General features: G+C 45.7%; 16 protein-coding genes and 1 pseudogene. 6 read left to right on the forward strand and 11 right to left on the reverse strand.

Going from position 1 to position 16,239, the window contains the following annotated elements; all coding sequences use genetic code 11:
* Positions 1–14 precede the first annotated feature (14 nt).
* Both H6F73_RS08400 and panB read right to left on the reverse strand, forming a co-directional pair.
* Positions 15–1,541, reverse strand: a complete 1,527-nt coding sequence (locus H6F73_RS08400) for a hypothetical protein (protein ID WP_190758293.1) — start codon at positions 1,539–1,541, stop codon at positions 15–17.
* 396 nt (positions 1,542–1,937) lie between these two features.
* Complete coding sequence (gene panB, locus H6F73_RS08405) at positions 1,938–2,723, reverse strand: 3-methyl-2-oxobutanoate hydroxymethyltransferase (RefSeq protein WP_190758294.1); 786 nt, start codon at positions 2,721–2,723, stop codon at positions 1,938–1,940.
* A 65-nt stretch (positions 2,724–2,788) separates the two neighbouring features.
* On the opposite strand from panB, the gene H6F73_RS08410 reads away from it, so the two are divergent.
* Both H6F73_RS08410 and H6F73_RS08415 read left to right on the forward strand, forming a co-directional pair.
* Positions 2,789–3,520, forward strand: coding sequence for a class I SAM-dependent methyltransferase (locus H6F73_RS08410; protein WP_190758295.1), 732 nt, complete (start codon positions 2,789–2,791; stop codon positions 3,518–3,520).
* Complete coding sequence (locus H6F73_RS08415; RefSeq protein WP_190758296.1) at positions 3,517–3,678, forward strand: element excision factor XisI family protein; 162 nt, start codon at positions 3,517–3,519, stop codon at positions 3,676–3,678. The genes H6F73_RS08410 and H6F73_RS08415 overlap by 4 nt, the downstream gene beginning before the upstream one ends.
* A 113-nt stretch (positions 3,679–3,791) precedes the next feature.
* Here H6F73_RS08415 and H6F73_RS08420 read toward each other — a convergent pair whose 3' ends face one another.
* From H6F73_RS08420 to H6F73_RS08455, 8 genes are all read right to left on the reverse strand, one after another.
* Positions 3,792–4,889 (reverse strand): serine/threonine-protein kinase, encoded by a 1,098-nt coding sequence (locus H6F73_RS08420; protein ID WP_190758297.1) that lies wholly within the window; start codon positions 4,887–4,889, stop codon positions 3,792–3,794.
* Positions 4,886–5,962 carry a serine/threonine-protein kinase gene (locus H6F73_RS08425; protein WP_190758298.1) on the reverse strand — a complete coding sequence of 359 codons (1,077 nt, stop codon included), beginning with the start codon at positions 5,960–5,962 and terminating at the stop codon, positions 4,886–4,888. Before H6F73_RS08425 ends, H6F73_RS08420 begins: the two co-directional genes overlap by 4 nt.
* Positions 5,963–5,967: 5 nt before the next feature.
* Positions 5,968–7,086, reverse strand: coding sequence for a protein phosphatase 2C domain-containing protein (locus tag H6F73_RS08430; RefSeq protein WP_190758381.1), 1,119 nt, complete (start codon positions 7,084–7,086; stop codon positions 5,968–5,970).
* Positions 7,087–7,185: 99 nt separating this feature from the next.
* Positions 7,186–7,845 (reverse strand): DNA-3-methyladenine glycosylase, encoded by a 660-nt coding sequence (locus H6F73_RS08435; protein ID WP_347239497.1) that lies wholly within the window; start codon positions 7,843–7,845, stop codon positions 7,186–7,188.
* A gap of 41 nt (positions 7,846–7,886) precedes the next feature.
* Positions 7,887–8,558, reverse strand: coding sequence for a hypothetical protein (locus H6F73_RS08440; protein ID WP_190758299.1), 672 nt, complete (start codon positions 8,556–8,558; stop codon positions 7,887–7,889).
* A gap of 44 nt (positions 8,559–8,602) precedes the next feature.
* Positions 8,603–9,253, reverse strand: a complete 651-nt coding sequence (locus H6F73_RS08445; protein WP_190758300.1) for a Uma2 family endonuclease — start codon at positions 9,251–9,253, stop codon at positions 8,603–8,605.
* Between the two features lie 91 nt (positions 9,254–9,344).
* Complete coding sequence (hisC, locus tag H6F73_RS08450; RefSeq protein ID WP_190758301.1) at positions 9,345–10,394, reverse strand: histidinol-phosphate transaminase; 1,050 nt, start codon at positions 10,392–10,394, stop codon at positions 9,345–9,347.
* A 225-nt stretch (positions 10,395–10,619) separates the two neighbouring features.
* Entirely contained in the window at positions 10,620–12,386 is a 1,767-nt protein-coding gene (locus H6F73_RS08455) for a serine/threonine-protein kinase (RefSeq protein ID WP_190758302.1), read from the reverse strand.
* On the opposite strand from H6F73_RS08455, the gene H6F73_RS26935 reads away from it, so the two are divergent.
* The 4 genes from H6F73_RS26935 (at position 12,364) to H6F73_RS08470 (ending at position 15,366) form a co-directional block, all read left to right on the forward strand.
* Positions 12,364–12,498 carry a hypothetical protein gene (locus H6F73_RS26935; RefSeq protein ID WP_277882589.1) on the forward strand — a complete coding sequence of 45 codons (135 nt, stop codon included), beginning with the start codon at positions 12,364–12,366 and terminating at the stop codon, positions 12,496–12,498. The two genes, H6F73_RS08455 and H6F73_RS26935, sit on opposite strands and share 23 nt — an antisense overlap.
* 354 nt (positions 12,499–12,852) lie before the next feature.
* Complete coding sequence (locus H6F73_RS08460; protein ID WP_190758303.1) at positions 12,853–14,283, forward strand: form I ribulose bisphosphate carboxylase large subunit; 1,431 nt, start codon at positions 12,853–12,855, stop codon at positions 14,281–14,283.
* A 271-nt stretch (positions 14,284–14,554) separates the two neighbouring features.
* Entirely contained in the window at positions 14,555–14,965 is a 411-nt protein-coding gene (locus tag H6F73_RS08465; protein WP_190758304.1) for a chaperonin family protein RbcX, read from the forward strand.
* A 65-nt stretch (positions 14,966–15,030) separates the two neighbouring features.
* A complete protein-coding gene (locus H6F73_RS08470; protein ID WP_190758383.1) occupies positions 15,031–15,366 on the forward strand; it encodes a ribulose bisphosphate carboxylase small subunit in 336 nt (111 codons plus the stop codon).
* A gap of 462 nt (positions 15,367–15,828) precedes the next feature.
* Here H6F73_RS08470 and H6F73_RS08475 read toward each other — a convergent pair.
* Positions 15,829–16,239, reverse strand: a pseudogene (locus H6F73_RS08475) (photosystem II q(b) protein); the annotation flags it as partial.

Raw genomic sequence — 16,239 nt, forward strand, 5'->3', positions numbered from 1 at the left:
ATTTTTGTGTTCAATTACTTCTCCTGCCTTTGTCCTGTCACTTCGCGTTCTGTATCTCCAAGCATACGATCTACAGCCGCCACAGCCGGGTTTGCCCCCACAGCTTCCGCAGATTCTCCAGAACGATCTGCAACTTGGCTGAGAATTTCCATTTCTGCCAGCGTTTCCTCCGCTTCATTTTTTGTTGAATGGACGACGTAATTTAATTTCAATTCTTCTAACCAATCATTCAGCAGAGATTGTAATTCCGAAAGCGTTTCTTTATCTTGTAGTTCTTGGCGTAACGCTTCCTTGAAATCATGAGTCAGTTGATCTAAAATTTGCCGGCCTTTCGTATCGGAATATGAATTAGACACAACATCGACAGCCGTACCGGCTAGATAATTGGCTAACTGCTCGATCACATCTGTCGGTAGCAAACCGAGGCCGGGAATTCTCTTCAAGCCTTGATAAAAATCAGATTGCTTAAAAGAACTTTCTAGGCTGTGATGCATTAAATTTTCTAACCCAGGCTGAACTTTCGGCAAAACCCGATTAATTGTCAAGTGGAGCAGGCGATCACTAATTGCTTCAACTTCATCAATGTTGTTAACTGTAATGTAAGGTTGCGTCTTCAATAAAAAACCGGCAGCATCTCCATTTTTAATCGCATTTTGCGTTTGTGTGATAATCCGAACGATCACAAAATTCGTTACCTGATTGGCTAAATTTGCCATCGGTTCATAAGTAATCTGTACGATCGCCCGATCAAAATTTATCACGCCTGATTGATGCAGCCGCACCAATACCGGCATCGCCCGCAAAGGTCGAAACAATGGCAGAAAGAGAAAAACATCATACCAGCGCCTCACCATACAATCCCCCCAGCTCAGACGGGGAAACCGACGACTCAGCAAAAAAGTACGAATTAGGTACTCAGTGCCAAAAAAAGCAATAAAAACAAGGTCAATTCGCCAGAAATTATCAATAAATCGACCGTATCTGTCTACCTGGCGAAAATAATTCGCTTCCATTAAAGGCCGAATTTCATTATTGAAAAAACCAAGTTGTGCTTGGCTGCCGGCCTGATTTAAATACTCAGAACTCCAAAATCTCTGAAATGCCCCTTTAGCAGAATTCGTACCGAGATGTTGCGCCATCTCCCGTTTAATTTGGGCAAACGTGCCAACTTTAGCCGGCACTAAAAAAGGATTTTCATCAATAATCGTAGTGCTTTGATTGCGTAAATCTTCTAGTAATTGCTGAGTCTGAGCCGCTGGCACTCCAGCTTGAGGCAATTGAGCGGATAATTGATCAACTGTATTAAGATATTTTACTGTGACTGGATGTGGTTCAATTCCTTTAACTGGATCGTATAAAGTTACCACACCTGGTAGCTGCCGCAAATAGAAATCTCGTAATGGAACATAGGTAATATTAAATATCACCAAAGCAAGGTTAAAAAGTGCGATTAAAGCGCTCAGTTTTGCCCACCAGTGAATCGGGCGAGAAGTTTCCGAGGCTGTAGAGTTAGGATCTGCTGTTAATAGTTGAGTCTGCATCTTTCAGATTTTTGCAACACATCTTTGATTGATGAGTCGCTGGTTTTACGCACTCACTTTATCGATCTTGCCTGCTTTTACCAGAATTCGGCATAAGTCTAAGGGAAGAATCTGAATTAGGGCATGGGGCATGGGGCATAGGGCATGAGGCAAGGCTGCGCCAACCTAAAGGTAGGGGCATGGGAAGACTACAGTGTACACACAAGTCTTATCTACTTACGTTTGAGGTTGATTAGCCCCCTAAATCCCCCAACATTGGGGGACTTTAAATTCCGGTTCCCCCCAGAATTGGGGGGTTAGGGGGGCTAATTCCAGCGTTTTGAGGTTGATCACCAGATGTGTGTACACCGTAGGCATGGGAAGAGGGGAAGAGGGTTTGTCCTGAATTCTCTGTCTTTAGTGTCCCGACTCTGGAAATTGGTGTTCTCGGACTTCAACGGAAAAATCCCGCACAGCCTTACCGATCACCTGCCGAAGATTCGCGTAAGACTTGGCAAAGGGGGGTTGCCGGCTGGAAAGTCCTAATAAATCTGCTGTCACAAGGACTTGGCCATCACAATCTGGCCCTGCACCAATGCCAATCGTGGGAATAACCAGGCGTTTGGAGATTTGGGCCGCTAACTCGGCTGGGATATGCTCTAATACAATCGCAAAGGCACCGGCTTGTTCCAGTGCGATCGCTTCTAATAAAATCCGCTCACCGGCTTCTGGAGTCTTACCCTGCTGCCGGTAGCCTAGTTGATGCACAGACTGCGGCGTTAACCCGACATGACCCATCACCGGGATGCCGGCTTGCACTAAGCGATAAACTGTTTGTGCGATCGCATCATATCCCCCCTCCAACTTCACCGCATTCGCCCCTGTTTCCTTGAGTATCCTGCCGGCAGAGTGCATCGCTTGCTGGGGGCTTTCTTGGTACGTCAAAAACGGCAAATCCACCACGACTAAGGCTTTTTTTACGCCCCGCCGCACAGCTTTGGCGTGGTGCATCATCTCCTCCAGCGTCACCGGCAGCGTCGTTTCGTAGCCCAACGCAACCATCGCCAGAGAATCCCCAACCAAAATTAAATCAACACCGGCCTCATCCAGCAGTTGCGCCACAGGATAATCCCATGCCGTCAGCGCTACGATTGGACGCCCTTGTTGTTTCCATTGAATTAATTGCTGGATGGTGACGCTCATATAAATTGAGGGTAAAATTGCACTCTTGCAAGGATAGCAAAATCCCTTAGCGCAAAGGTTGGAATATGACAGAGTGGTACAAAGAAGACCTCGCATTTATTCATGACGTTGGTTTCAGTGACTACGCGCTTAAATCTGCTGCCGGCATCTTAGAAATTCTGCATCAGCGCCATATCCGGTCAGGTTTAGTCGTCGATTTGGGGTGCGGAACCGGCTTATGGACGCAAGAACTTGCAAAAGCTGACTATCAAGTTTTGGGAGTTGATATCTCGGAAGCTGCCATCGCCATTGCCCGAACAAGAGTCCCCAATGCCGAATTTCGGGTTGAGTCGTTATTCAAAACCGGCATCCCACCCTGCAATGCTGTCACCGCTATCAGTGAATGTCTTAACTATCTATTCGATCCAGATAATCAGCGCGAAACCTTAAATCAACTCTTCCACCGCATTTATCACGCCTTAATTCCTGGGGGTGTTTTGGTCTTCGATATTATTGAATTAGGAGACGTGCCGGTGGAAATGACAAAGGGATTTAAGGAAGGAAAAGATTGGATCGTGCTAGTGGAAAAAGAGGAAGATCACGACCTGGCAATTTTAACACGCAAGATTATTACCTTTCGCAAAATTGGAGAATATTACAGACGGGATGACGAAGTCCACCGGCAGCGATTATACAAAGAGGAAGATATTGTAACAGAACTTTCTCAAGTGGGTTTTCAGGTTCAAACAATGCGGAGTTATGGGCAATATACTTTGCCCCAAGGTCGTGTAGCATTCGTTGCCGGTAAACCAGGATGAAGACAGTGCGTTTGATAGGATTTAATGAGGATAAGATTTGGGTGGAATATGACGGGATGGATCAGGAAATCACTAAAGACTTAATTGCCGGCGGCATTCCGCTAGAGCGAATTATTCTTGCATTTTTCCCTGAAGAGCAAACTGCTGCAACTGCTTGAATTTAAACTTGCTGCGCTGTGGGTGTTAGTGCTTGCAATCACATGGATGCCTACCTGTAGGCTAAACCAATTTGCATAATCGCTCTTTTCATTCACCCTTGCGCTCGACTTAATCATACATTTGTATTAACTCCCCGCATCAGAACAACGGGATGTGCGCGGGGATTAGGTGAACCTGGAAATGCAGAAAAGCAAACTCTACTACCAATCGTTGGTTTACTGCCATAAACACTATCGAAATGGACAAAAATAGTTTGTCCGTCATCGCTCTGAATTGTACCCCAATTCCATTCGGGGTGCTTATATATAAATTTACCAGTCTTTCTCTCAACAACCGGATAGCATAAGTTTTCACATTTTTGTACTAACTGATCCGCATTGGGACGTTCTTCGGGATTTTTATTTAAACATGAGAGAATTACTTTATACAATTCACTCCCTAGAGACTTAAATTGAGAATTATTTTCGATGTAGCTGGGTTTCGGAGGAGGTGTAGCTGCAAGGATATTGGGAACAGCATTTAACCCGAATCCAAAAGGCTTTTGACCACTTATTAGTTCATACATCATTGCTCCCATCGCCCACACATCTGATGGCTTACCTGCATTCCGAGAGTCTTGGATCATTTCAGGTGCCATATATGGTAGTGCCCCTACTACTGTTGAGGAAGCAGCAGTGGAAGCATCACCTCTCTCAACAGCATCTATAATTTCTTCTTTAGCCATTTTAGCAATACCGAAATCTGTAATCTTGATCTCTGAGAGATTGAAATCTCCTGACACCATCACATTACTTGGCTTGAGATCGCGATGGATTACACCTGCGTGATGAGAAGCAGCAACACCTTTAGCCAAATAGTGCAGAATTTTTGCAGTCAGATATGGATCGACGAATTGTAGTTGTTGAACTATCCCTTCCTTTAGATCCTTACCTGATATAAATTCTTCGATTAAATAAGAAGTTGAGCCAATTTCTAGATAGTCTAGAGTCTTCGCTACATTTGGATGATTGACTTTAGCGCTCACTACCGCACTGCTCTTAAACCGTTTTTTCGCAGATTTGTTTTTAGGAACTTTTAGAGCAACTTCTCTATTAAGTACCAAATCCAATGCACGATAAACCTGCTGCATTCCACCTTCGCCAACAAAGCAAAGAATTTTATAACGATTATCTATTTGCTCGCCAATGTTATGAATTTGATCGTCGTTCATAAAACCACCTCTGGATTCGATATATCGAACGTTATGAATAACCTTGAAACTCCATCGCTAGAAGAACCAATAGTAATTACGCAATCTTTAGGGAGTTGTTGACCTTGGAACACAGATTTATTGTTTACAAAAATTGCTCCATTAACGGACTCAATCAAGAAATCTAAACCGTCATATTTGATACGAAGTGAACCATATCCTGGGGAATCTAATTTTACGATTTGATTCACCTTTTCAAGGATATATTCATGTGTTCCTTTCATAACAAGTGCTCGATGCTTGCCAAATAAAAGATATTTACCCATCAGATCTCTGACTTCTGCCATTGCAGGTCTATTTACTGGATCTTCTGATAGTGTTAGATCAAGCATACTTGCCAGTCTGTTAGGAATCCCGATAGAGAGAGAGGCAAAACTGGGAGGAGGAGGAGTAAAACCAGGAGGAATTTTTAATAAAGATTGTGGAATTTCTGTTCCCGACAGGTACAACGCAGTCACACCAAAAGCATAAGTATCTACAGCCTTTGTAAAGGAAACAAAACCGGACTGATATAATTCCGGTGCAGCGAAACCCGGAGTTCCACAAAATCCTAGAGTTGAGTCATTTTTTCCTGTAAATCTGGCTAATCCAAAATCAAATATTTTAAGGATGTTTTCTCCATCAAATTTCATATTATTGGGCTTGATATCACGATGAATTAATCCTTGCGTGTGGATATCACTAATCCCCGATGCTATCTGATAAAGGACTTTTAAATATTGATCTTTTGATAATGTCTCTTTCCCAGTAAGAGACATTAAATCCTCTCCTGGTATATATTCTTGTACTATACCTATACGTCGTGTACTACCTTCATTTACAAAAACGTCAAAAATTTGAACGACATTTTTTGACCTTATTTTTTGCAAAGCAGCTATTTCATCAAACAGTCTACGTTGATCTGTGACATCCTGAATAAATTTAATAGCAACATCTCGATCAAGATTTGTGTCTGTGCAGATTAAAATCTCTCCCATTCCTCCACAAAATTCTTTTCCTGTTGGAACATAGCGAGGTGGAATACCATTAGACATTAAACTTAGTCCTCCTGAGAAAATTCTATGTTTAGCTGTGGAGCAATTTTTTCTCCATTGCCTTTGTTACCATTTGCATCATTCAGAGCTGTTTCTTCAAAATCTTTTTGTTTTTTTTGCTTGGCTTGTCTCTTTGGTGATAAATTGCGCTCTTTTTTAGCAACCCCCTCATCTTTGGTAGTTTCCTTATCTAAGGTTGTTAGGTTTCTAATTCCACGAGTCTCATCTTGTATAATGCTCAAAAATTCAGCTTTACCAGGAATTCCCCAAATCTCAAAATAACCTGAACTAGAGTCTTGCTCACGAATAAGCAATTTCTTCCCAAGAGGAAGGACGGCTACTGTAGAGTTATCTTTACCCCCAAGCCATTCTGAAATAGCAATCAGTCGATCGACTGCATTTTTAGATGTTTCTGCATGAACTATTACTGCCTGAAAAATCTCTTTTGGAAGACTGTGTGCGCCATCTGATGTTATCACAATCCAATTAACTTCAGAAGAAGGTTGCAGATCTATAACTCGCGGCTCTACACCTTCACCCATACCAATATACTGTAAAAGTTGTCTAAACTCAGGTGGGGGAGAAGGAAGATTGAGATTGACTAGTTGATTCTCTAAAGTGTCATCAATAGTTAGTTGCTCTACTATTCCAGTATCGAAGACTTGATAAATTCGGCTATCTCCTACGTTGATCGCTGCCCATTTATCTTTCTCATCACAAACAACCGCCGACAGGGTTGCTCCTCCTTTTCCCTGATAAGCCTTGTAAACAACTTCATTTGTATATTTTACAGCGACTCTTAACTTATCAGTTAGCGCGGACGACGCATTACTACGGGCTAGAGATGTTGCAAATGTGCTAATCGCTAAAGTTGCACAGTCTCCACCACTAGCCATACCTCCCATCCCATCACAAAGCACGATTCCAGCGAAAGCAGGTTTGCGAGATTCTTCAAATCTGACTCTGAAGAAGAGTACGCGATCCTGGTTCTCAGACCGCTTGCCTAGAGAACTTCCTAATATAATCTTCTCTAACTCCAATTCAGTGAACCCAGACTTTTTGCCATAATTTAGCCATCTAGAGATTTGCTGCTGGAGTTGGGTGTAAAATCTACTTGTTGTCATATGGTTGTACCATCCAGAATTGCTGGACACCTGATTTATTCTAATCTATAGGACTCTGACTATAATTTTTGATGGTAATCCTCCTTTTTCCAGGATTCCTCAAACTAGCTGCGGTAAAGGCTCCAAACTCCGCCACAAGTACCACGCGGCAATACTGCAATAAGGCTTCCACTTTTGCCCAAAACATTCTGTAGTCTTGCGGTCAGGAAGTGCCTCAAGATTGTAGAGTTTCCGAATGCCGGCACGTATACCCAAGTCATCCACCGGCAAGACATCCCACCGCTTGAGACGGAAAATCAGCAGCATCTGCACAGTCCAGCGTCCGACACCTTTCACCCGCGTCAGAATCTTGATAATCGCCTCATCGTCCAAGACTTCCAACTCCTCAAGCGTGGGCAATCCCTCGATCGCATGACGTGCCAAGTCTTTGAGGTAAGAGATTTTGGGGCGCGAAATCCCCACACTGCGGAGGACTTCATCCGGCGTGTCGAGGACATCTTGCGCCGAAGGAAACTGAGTGTGCGGGTAAAGCCGAAGAAACCTTTCGTGGATGACTTTAGCCACCTTAGTAGAAAGTTGTTGGTGAAGAATTGACCGGCATAGGCAAAAGAACAAGTCTCCCTCCAACTCCTGCTGATTCAGTTGACACGCACCAATTTGGTCAATGAGTTGTCCCAGGATAGGGTCGGAAACCTTAAGAAAGTCAATGGCAATTAAGTAATTCATCAAAGGAATGTGGAGGATGAATAATGCGATCACTCAAGATTGAAACTCGGACAACAACCGGCACCAAAATTCTCCTATGATCTTCTACGACGAGAACGACTTTCTGCTCTTAACCCTTGATAAATCGATAAAGCAGCAAGCCCCTCAAATGCTGCCATAGAGCTAATATGAGCGGATTTGCAAACCCACAGGCACGAAAACTCCATAAGAACGTTTCCCAGTACAATAACCAGTGCAGCAGTTAACCTCTGTCTGGTGAAACGCTGAGGCAGAAGCAAAAGCCCCAGCAGAATTAAGCCGGTGAAAATAGAGCCGGTAAAACTCTGTTGCCACTCGACAATCTCCCGAAATTGAAGTGCCGGCAAAAGCGTGATCGTCTTAACCGGCATCAATATCGCTAAAACAAGTTTTGCTAGCGCAATCAGAAAAATAGCGCCATTAGCCGACGAGACAAGTTGTTGGGGACTAACGATAACTCCCGGTAAATCCCGTCCATCCAAGCTGATGTGCAGGCATGGCTGAAACCCCATTCCTAAAATTTTAAAACTTGGAACCTGCTGAATTTTTAGCCGGCTGCCATTACTCAGGATAAATTCATGCGGTTTGCTCAGTTTAACCCTAGGGATTCTGCCAATTTCTTCACTATCCAAATAAATTACAATCTCTCGACTCAGGAATCCCCAATCAATGACCAATCGTAAGGGTTTCCCTTCTTCTAAAGCATAAAATTCTTGCTGATTGAACATAGAAAGACTGCTAGTTACTTCTATTTTTTGATTATAATTAAAATTTAGCCTTCTCTTTGTTGAAACTGTGTCAACAACCAAGCTATTACCTGAGATTGATCAGTTTCTCGACTGCGACGAAGCGCTTCTTCTAAAATTGCCATAGAAAGTGCCGGTAATACCTGAGATACCTGAATCCGGTTACTTCCCTGATCAGCCACCCTATAGGCAAGAATTTGAGTATTTTGCACATCTACCACCCAATATTCAGCGACGCCTAACTCTTCATAAAGTACCCGTTTTGTCCCCACATCATCCAGCAACGAAGTCTTGGCAATCTCAATCACTAAATTCGGGGCTGGATACTGATCAAGATTCACAATTCCCGTACCAGATGGGATCGATTGAGCGCAAGCACCAATGTAATAAGACACATCCGGTTGACATTCCCGCACACCCGCTTTACGAAATGTCGTTGTGTCTAACCCTCTTAGAGGAATGCCTTTAATTGCAGCAAACAAATTAACTGCTAAGATAATCACCACATGGTCTTGTCCATGCTCAAAACTAACAGGTGACATCTCAATCCTCATGTGTCCTTTGTAGTAGTAATTCTTTGCCTGTTCATAAATTGGATGCTCAATGATCTGAATATACTTATCCCAGGACATAGGAAGCCAAGTATCCATTTTTAGCTGGGTTTGTAAATCACTCATCGCCTAATTTCCCGCCAAAAAGTTGCCATCAACACAGAATTTTTAGAGCCGGCATTTTACCATTATCTAACTAAAACCCGATACTGAATGATTAGACTAGATGAATTAACGCTTCAATTAGTATCTGATTTTGCTCATCAGTTCCCACCGTAATACGAAGCTTATCCTCTAAACCGGCCTGTTTGAAATAACGCACCAAAATTCCCCGTTCCTTCAGTGCTAAATAAATTTGCTCGGCATTACCTTTGGGGGGTTGTGTCAAAAAGAAATTAGCTTGGGAATCCCACAACCGACAGCCCAATTGCTTGAGATCCACTGCCAATTTTGCCCGCGATGCCTTCACCTTTTCCGCACACTCATTTTTATGAGTTTGATCGCGCATCGCCGCCGCCCCAACCAAGCAGGATATCGCGTCAATATTGTAACTATCTTTAACCTTAAATAATCCACTCAAAAGCTTCGGATTTGCAATGCCAAACCCCAGCCGCAATCCTGCCAAAGAATAACCTTTAGATAAGGTGCGAATTATAATAACATTCTCAAATTCTTTGACTAAGGGCAACGCCGTTTCTTCCGCAAAATCAACGTAAGCTTCATCAATGACTAAAACACCCGATAACCTTGCTGCCAATTGTCGAATCTCATCAATGGGAACGGTATGTCCCGATGGACTATTGGGTGATGCAATAAACGTTACTGCACCATTCTCTGCCACTAATTCTTCAATCGGTAAGCGATAGTCCTCGCTGTATGGAATTTCCACCCGATCCGCCGGCTGCATATCGGTTAGCGTGCGATATAACACATACGTCGGCATTGGATAAACCACTTTGCGCCCCAATTCCGCACAAGCACGCACCACAACATTGAGCAATTCATCGCTGCCATTGCTGACAATAATCCAGTCAACCGGCACCTCCAACACCTCAGAAATCGCCTTGCGAAATTCGTTGGCATAAGGATCTGGGTAACGCCGCAACCATTCAATGTCTAAATTCCGCAGAACTGAGATCGCTGCCGGTGAAGGCGGATAAGGATTTTCGTTAGTGTTGAGTTTGATTATATTTGTCCCTGGCTTGGGTTGTTCGCCGGGAGTATAGCCGGTCATCATCTCAACGCTTGGGCGGAAGTAGGTAGTCATGACGTTGTTGCGTGTCAAACAATTACTTATTGGGCAAAGAAACCAGTTAACAGAAGCGGCAATAGGATTAATGCACAGACAACTAAAAGAACAGTTGCCGCATCAATATTAATCTCATTGTTTTTAGGATCACGCATTTGACGCCCTCTGGGAAAATAAGCTGATTCACTTACCTTAACAGGGATAGTGGGGAAGAGAAGTGCTGAATCTAGGTTCCCCTTTCCCTTAGCGGAAACCTAAGAAGCGCAAGCAGGGAATGAGGATATAGTAAATAGCGCCCAAACAAAGCGCACCGGCACTGCCTAAAAGCCCAAAAAAGCCGATACTCAGCCAAAATTCTGGCCAACCGATGCCGGTGGAGAGCTTGCTAGAAAAGAAAACGAGGTTAAAAGAATAAGGAGACAGGTAAATCAGATTTGCAATAATTGCGGCAGTTCCCATTGCAGCAAAGGAAGCGTGAAGCAGGTGATGTCTGGGTAAACCTAAACCGAGGGTGACGCAAGCAATGGCAATGGCACTAAATCCCATTAACCCATCAACCACTTTCGCCGGCGTTGAAACAATTGTATGTAAACCCCACCAACCCAAGAGATAGCCAAAGATTCCCATCACGGCAGCCGGCCAAAATCGCCGCAATTGCCCAAAACTGCCGGCTTCTGTCAACCCCAGCGCAGTACCCAACCCCGCCCAGGCAAACAGTAAAATTATTGGCTCAACAGCTAGCTGGGTATCGGGACTCAACCGGCTCAGCTGTTCCGAAAGCATCTGGGCCATCTGATCACCCACCGGCGACCAATAAGCCAACCAAAACCCGATCCCCGCACCAATACTTCCCCCAATGCCGCCCAGCACCATACCTAAAAAGGTGTCTGAACAAGCACGTAAGAGCCATCTGACAAGCGCCGCGCAGGTTTTCACCCCACCCATAACGAGCCGGTAGAGGAAAATAACGACGGCTGCTATCGGGGATGCCACCCAATGAAAAATACCTTCCACGATCGCTCTGAGGCGATCAAAACTGAACAGTGCCCTCGCCGCCCTTCTTCTGCGTCGGGAAAGGCGGGCCAACCGTGACTGAATTTCTGCCGCGTTTGCCGGTCGTTGAGTCACGACTGGGCGCACCATTTCATCCAGTAGATCAGCTAAAGCGGGGCTAACTTTGGCATACTGACGCCACCGGCACTGGCCTGTTACGGGATCTTCGATATCAGCAGGATACCGGCCTGTGAGTAAGTGAATAAAGGTTCGTCCCAAGGCGTAAAAATCGGCTGCCGGTCCCACCACTCCGCCGGCTATCTGTTCGGGCGGACTGTAACCCGGAGACACTAAGCGCGTGGAACTCACCTGATGGGCGCTGCCGGCACGAATTTGCTTTGCCCCACCAAAATCTATCGCCACAAGTTGGTAAGTTTCCTGGCGCAACATCAGGTTGCTGGGTTTGATGTCGCGATGAACAATGTTACGCCGGTGTAATACCTGGAAAATATCGATTGCCTGAGAAAGCCAGTCTAAAACCAGGGCTTCTGGATATCCCTGGGGATATTGGTCGAGAATATCCTCTAGGGTTGGGCCATTAATTTTTTCCATCACCAGACAGGGCAGATGGCGGGGTTTGGGGTGGGCCAGACGCACCTCGAAATAGCTATCTGACTCGACTCTGGGGACTCCGGGATGCCGCAGACGCGCTAAAACGGCGGCTTCTTGCTTAAAAAGTTCGAGTCCCTTGGGAGAGGTTACTACCAACACTTTCAGAACTCGTTCTTTCTGGGACTTGAGATCCCAGACCGTGTAAATAACGGCAAAGCCGCCGGTGCCAAGCTGCTGTAGGGGGATATAGCGCCCTTTGAACTCTAAAGGTGCCCCGCAACTTTGACAAAACTTATTGCCCCAAGCCTGAGGGTAAGGGCCGGTGCAGTCTGGATTGATGCAGTGGGTATATAAAGACTGAGGCACAACCGTAATTTGGGGAATGGGGCATGGGGCATGGGGCATGGGGCATGGCTTCGCCAACCTAAAGGTACGGGGATGGGACATGATTGGGGATCGCGAGTCTTTGGTCATTCACCATAGACATAGCTTGCTGGGTCTAAAGCGGTGGGATTAGGCGGTTCTCCTTCTCTCCCTCTCTCCCCCTCTCTCCGTCTTCCCTCTAGTTTTTATTCACTACTGCTCGCTTATTTTACATTTGCCGGTGAGACTAGACGGGATTTTCACGGCTTCCTTTCCCTAACTTCTTGCGTTCTGGGACTCGCAAAGCATCGCCTGCTCTGGCTTGCTAGCGTACTTTAGAACTTGGCACAATGTTTGTAACAAAAAATTAATATTTTGTCATAAAATATAAACCGAGATTATAGCTTACTAAATAAGATTTGAAGTTTAACTTATTTGATCCCTGGTATATTGTTTAAGAGCTTACTAAAGCTGCCTGCTCATTCCATGATTCCTAGGAAGGGGGATTATGACTTACGCTTCAAGCCAAACACAAACAAAAACAGGCTACAAAGCCGGTGTAAAAGACTACAGACTGACTTATTACACCCCCGATTACACACCGAAAGACACTGATATCCTCGCGGCTTTCCGCGTTACCCCTCAGCCTGGAGTTCCCCCTGAAGAAGCGGGTGCTGCTGTGGCTGCAGAGTCTTCCACCGGCACTTGGACAACCGTGTGGACCGACTTGCTGACGGACTTGGATCGCTATAAAGGTCGTTGCTACGACATCACCCCAGTCCCCGGTGAAGATAACCAGTTTATTTGCTACGTTGCTTATCCACTGGATCTGTTTGAAGAAGGTTCTGTCACCAATATGTTGACCTCCATTGTGGGGAACGTATTTGGTTTCAAAGCCTTGCGGGCGCTGCGTCTGGAAGACCTGCGGATTCCCGTTGCCTACCTGAAGACTTTCCAAGGGCCTCCCCACGGTATCCAAGTAGAGCGCGACAAAATCAATAAGTACGGTCGTCCCCTACTCGGTTGCACCATCAAACCCAAATTGGGTCTGTCGGCTAAAAACTACGGTCGGGCAGTCTATGAGTGCCTACGCGGCGGTCTAGACTTCACCAAAGACGACGAAAACATCAACTCCGCCCCATTCCAGCGCTGGCGTGATCGCTTTCTGTTCGTAGCAGAAGCCATCCACAAATCCCAGGCTGAAACAGGTGAAATCAAGGGTCACTACCTGAACGTCACCGCCCCTACCTGTGAACAAATGTTGGAGCGCGCCGAGTTCGCCAAAGAACTCAAAATGCCCATCATCATGCACGACTACCTGACTGCAGGGTTCACAGCTAACACCACCTTAGCTCACTGGTGCCGCGCCAACGGTATCTTGCTACACATTCACCGCGCTATGCACGCTGTGATTGACCGGCAAAAGAACCACGGGATTCACTTCCGTGTCTTGGCCAAGTGTCTGCGGATGTCTGGTGGCGACCACATCCACACCGGCACCGTCGTCGGCAAGTTGGAAGGCGAACGCGGAATCACGATGGGCTTCGTTGATTTGCTGCGTGAAAACTATGTCGAGCAAGACTTGTCTCGCGGTATTTACTTCACCCAAGACTGGGCATCTATGCCGGGTGTGATGGCAGTTGCTTCCGGTGGTATTCACGTATGGCACATGCCGGCACTCGTGGAAATCTTCGGCGATGACTCCGTCCTGCAATTCGGCGGCGGCACCTTGGGCCACCCCTGGGGTAATGCTCCAGGCGCAACAGCCAACCGCGTTGCCCTCGAAGCTTGCGTCCAAGCACGTAACGAAGGCCGGTCACTTGCCCGCGAAGGCAACGACGTGATCCGCGAAGCCTGTAAGTGGTCTCCTGAATTGGCCGCAGCTTGCGAACTCTGGAAAGAAATCAAGTTCGAGTTCGAGGCAATGGATACGGTCTGATGAAAAGTCCTGAGTGCGGGGTGAATAATCTCCACTCAGAACTTAGGATTCAGGACTGACTGGGCTGGAGTCGGGTCTTAAAAAAGCGGTGGCTATCCACAAGATGGCAAGTTGAAGGCGAAATCCTGTGGATGTGAGTCTTAGGTATTTTCCAATGCTGTTTTGGCAAGGGAGAGCGGGTATGGTGTTGTACCCAGTAAAGGTTGCAGCAATCAGCTTTTACTAAAGATTTTAGTAAAAGATAACTGACCCTCTCAAAATTCACATCAGTATGGATATAAAACAAATCGCCAAAGATACTGCGAAGGTGCTGACTAGCTACCTGACTTATCAAGCGATGCGAACTGTTTTTGCTCAGCTCAGTGAAACGAATCCTCCCTTAGCGCTCTGGTTGCAAAGCTTTTCCTCCACGGGCAAAATCCAAGATGGCGAAGCCTACCTGCGAGAATTACTTCAGGAAAAGCCAGAATTAGCGTTTCGACTGATGACAGTGCGAGAACATCTGGCCCAGGAAGTGTCAGAGTTTTTACCTGAGATGGTTTGCACTGGCATCAGTCAAGCAAATATGGAACACCGCCGACGGCATTTGGAGCGCATGACGCAACTAAGCGTACCTGACACCGCCCCCCAGCCAGAAATGGAAACCTCTTCAGAGCCTAATTTGGATAATTTATCCAGTTAATGGCTAATCGCTTCATCGCAATTAGCCAAGAATTGCAGCTACACCAGAAAGACACTAAGGAAGACATGAAAACCCTACCCAAAGAGCGGCGTTACGAGACCCTTTCCTATCTGCCGCCACTCAGCGACGCGCAGATCGCCAAACAAATTCAGTACATCCTCGATCAAGGTTATATTCCTGCCATCGAGTTCAATGAAGTGTCTGAACCGACCACATTCTTCTGGACCCTGTGGAAGTTGCCTTTGTTCAACGCCAGAAGCGTCCAAGAAGTTCTGAGTGAAGTTCAAGGCTGCCGGTCTGAATACTCCAACTGCTTCGTGCGCGTTGTCGGTTTTGACAACATCAAGCAGTGCCAAGTGCTCAGCTTCATCGTACACAAGCCGAACACCAGAGGCTACTAGAACTCTGTTCTCAAATTTGACTCATTAGAGTAAAAAGTAGGGGCAATTCGTAAATTGCCCCTACTTTTTTTGCTCTGTAAATTAGATGAATTACCCCTATAATGCAAAAGCCTTTATAACATTGCGTTAAATTTAAAACGCCATTTCAATTTTTATCTTTTGCCACATTCAACCCGTAGGGGTAAAGCATTCGGGCGATAATTCTTTATGTTCTTACGAAAAAATTTGTACCCGAATGCTTTGCCCTGCATTAATCATGAGAAGCCTAGTTAGGGCGATAGCACAACGGCACGTCAGCGTTAGAATTCGGACAGCTAAGTTATATTTCATCGTCAAAAATTTTCACCCGAATGCTAGCACTGACGTGCCGCTTCGCTATCGCCCCTACTTCACATCCCAACACCCCGAAAAGCAAAAAGCGCCCCCATTTCTGAGAGCGCTTTTTTAATCAAGAGCTAAAACTTAGCCATTGATAGAAGGTGCGGTTAAAGCAACAGGAGTTTGCTCACCGGCAGCCAAATCAAGCGGGAAGTTGTGAGCATTCCGTTCGTGCATCACTTCCATCCCCAAGTTTGCCCGGTTGATCACATCAGCCCAGGTATTGATAACGCGACCTTGTGAATCGATTACCGACTGGTTGAAGTTGAAACCGTTGAGGTTGAACGCCATTGTGCTAATACCCAAGGCGGTGAACCAAATCCCGATCACCGGCCATGCACCCAAGAAGAAGTGCAAGGAACGGCTGTTGTTGAAGGAAGCATATTGGAAGATTAACCGACCGAAGTAGCCGTGGGCTGCAACGATGTTGTAGGTTTCTTCTTCTTGTCCAAACTTGTAACCGTAGTTCTGAGACTCAACTTCGGTGGTTTCACG

This window comes from Microcoleus sp. FACHB-68, from assembly GCF_014695715.1.
GTDB lineage: Bacteria > Cyanobacteriota > Cyanobacteriia > Cyanobacteriales > Oscillatoriaceae > FACHB-68.